This is a genomic window from uncultured Idiomarina sp. (assembly GCF_964010655.1).
GTDB lineage: Bacteria > Pseudomonadota > Gammaproteobacteria > Enterobacterales > Alteromonadaceae > Idiomarina > Idiomarina baltica.
This window is the reverse complement of record NZ_CAXGLS010000097.1, coordinates 1-1911: the sequence shown is the minus strand read 5'-3', so window position 1 is coordinate 1911 and position 1911 is coordinate 1. Positions and strand designations below refer to the sequence as shown.

Annotated in this window: 2 protein-coding genes; one reads left to right on the top strand and one right to left on the bottom strand. The window is 49.4% G+C overall.

Going from position 1 to position 1911, the window contains the following annotated elements; translation table 11 throughout:
* A partial coding sequence (locus ABNS04_RS12465; protein ID WP_348671614.1) for an AbgT family transporter occupies positions 1 to 1103 on the top strand: 1103 nt, incomplete at its 5' end.
* Here ABNS04_RS12465 and ABNS04_RS12460 read toward each other — a convergent pair.
* Positions 1100 to 1911 (bottom strand): methyl-accepting chemotaxis protein (locus ABNS04_RS12460; RefSeq protein WP_348671613.1); only part of this gene is annotated, 812 nt, incomplete at its 5' end. The two genes, ABNS04_RS12465 and ABNS04_RS12460, sit on opposite strands and share 4 nt — an antisense overlap.

Sequence of the window (1911 nt, the reverse complement as noted above, 5' to 3'; positions counted from 1 at the left end):
CGTTAGGCGGTGTTATTTTCTACGCAGCAGGACGTCATCCACTAGCGGGTATCGCAGCCGCATTTGCCGGTGTCTCAGGAGGCTTTAGTGCGAACTTTGTGCCCTCGGCGATTGACCCCTTACTACAAGGCTTTACCGAGAGCGCTGCACAGATTATTGACCCTTCAGTACAACTGAACCCTCTTAACAACTATGCATTCACAGCGGTGTCTTCATTGGTGGTGGTGGCCATTGGTTGGTTTTTAACGGACAAAGTCATTGAACCACGCCTTAAAAACGTGCCCATTGATGGCGACCAAGAGGATATGCCGCAGCTTGATGATGTCACACCACAAGATAAAAAAGCGTTTAAGACAGCGGTGATGACCATGCTCGCGGGTGCCGCCCTGCTGACCTATCTTGCAGTCATAGACCAGTCACCACTCGCCGACAGCGAGGGCAATCTTGCCAGTGTGACGGCGCCCATATTTGGCATGATTGTACCGCTGATTTTCTTATTCTTCGTGGTACCAGGCATTGTGCACGGCTTTGTCGCGAAAACATTTACTAACTCACAGGATGTCATCAAGGCGATGTCGACCGCGATGGAAGGTATGGCGTACTACATTGTCATGGCATTCTTCTGCGCGCTGTTTATTAAGGCATTCGGGGATTCACAGCTAGGCACGTTACTATCCGTCAAAGGTGCCACCTTCCTCGCTTCATTGGAGTTGTCTGGTGGGGTGACCATGGTGGGTATTGTTTTTCTAGTGGCGTTCATCAACCTGTTTGTTGGCTCATCATCCGCTAAATGGGCGCTTATTTCGCCGATCTTAGTACCGATGTTGATGCAACTCGGTTACTCGCCTGATTTGACGCAGGCCGCCTATCGAGTCGGGGATTCGAGCAGTAATATTATTACGCCGTTATTGCCCTACTTCCCACTGATCGTGTTGTACTGTCAGCGCTATGTTAAGAGTACGGGCATTGGTACCTTAGTCTCCATGATGCTACCGTACTCGATTGCGTTACTGGTTATTTGGTCTATTTTCTTGGTTCTTTACTGGACACTCGGCATTCCGCTGGGCTTTGGCTCAAGCTACGCTTACCCAGCAGCCAGCTAATGACCCACGTTCAAGCGGGCGACAGCGTTCACCACGTTGTTCGCCCCTTGATCAATTTCTTCCATAATGGCGCGAATCTCCTGCATCTGTTCTTCGCCGGTTTGCGCGACCTGCTGGATCGCCGCCATATTTTCAGAAATTCGGGCAGAAACGCCCTCACTCATGGTCATTACTTGACTGATTTCAGCGGTTGCCTGCGTTGTCCGATTGGCCAACTGTCGTACTTCATCCGCCACCACAGCAAAGCCTCGCCCATGTTCACCGGCACGCGCTGCCTCAATCGCCGCATTCAGTGCTAACAGGTTGGTTTGATCAGCAAGACCATTAATGGTCTTTACCGTTTCACTGATTTTAACCGACTGCGACTTGAGTTCTCGCACTACTGCATCCGCTTGCTCGCTCCGTTTGACGATATCAGCAGCCGTGTTCGTATTACGTTGAATACCCTTCATCGCATCTTTAACAATATGCGCCGTTTGTAGCGAAGTACTCTGAGCGATTTCAGCCGCTTCCTCAGCCTGCTGCGAAGCAACGGCTTGCTCGGTTATATCGGTCGCAAACTTAATAATCGATCGCACTGTGCCGGTCTCATCTTTAATCGGATTATAGGTCGCTTCTAAATAAATATTCTCGCCATTTTTGCGATTACGTTTAAACTGACCGGCTTCAAACTGACCTTGGCTCAACTTTTGCCAAAAATCAGGATGCTTTTGATAGAAACTATCATCACAGAATATTCGATGATGCTTACCCCGAATATCCTCGAGTCGATAACCCATAGTTCGGCAAAAGTTATCATTTGCCCACA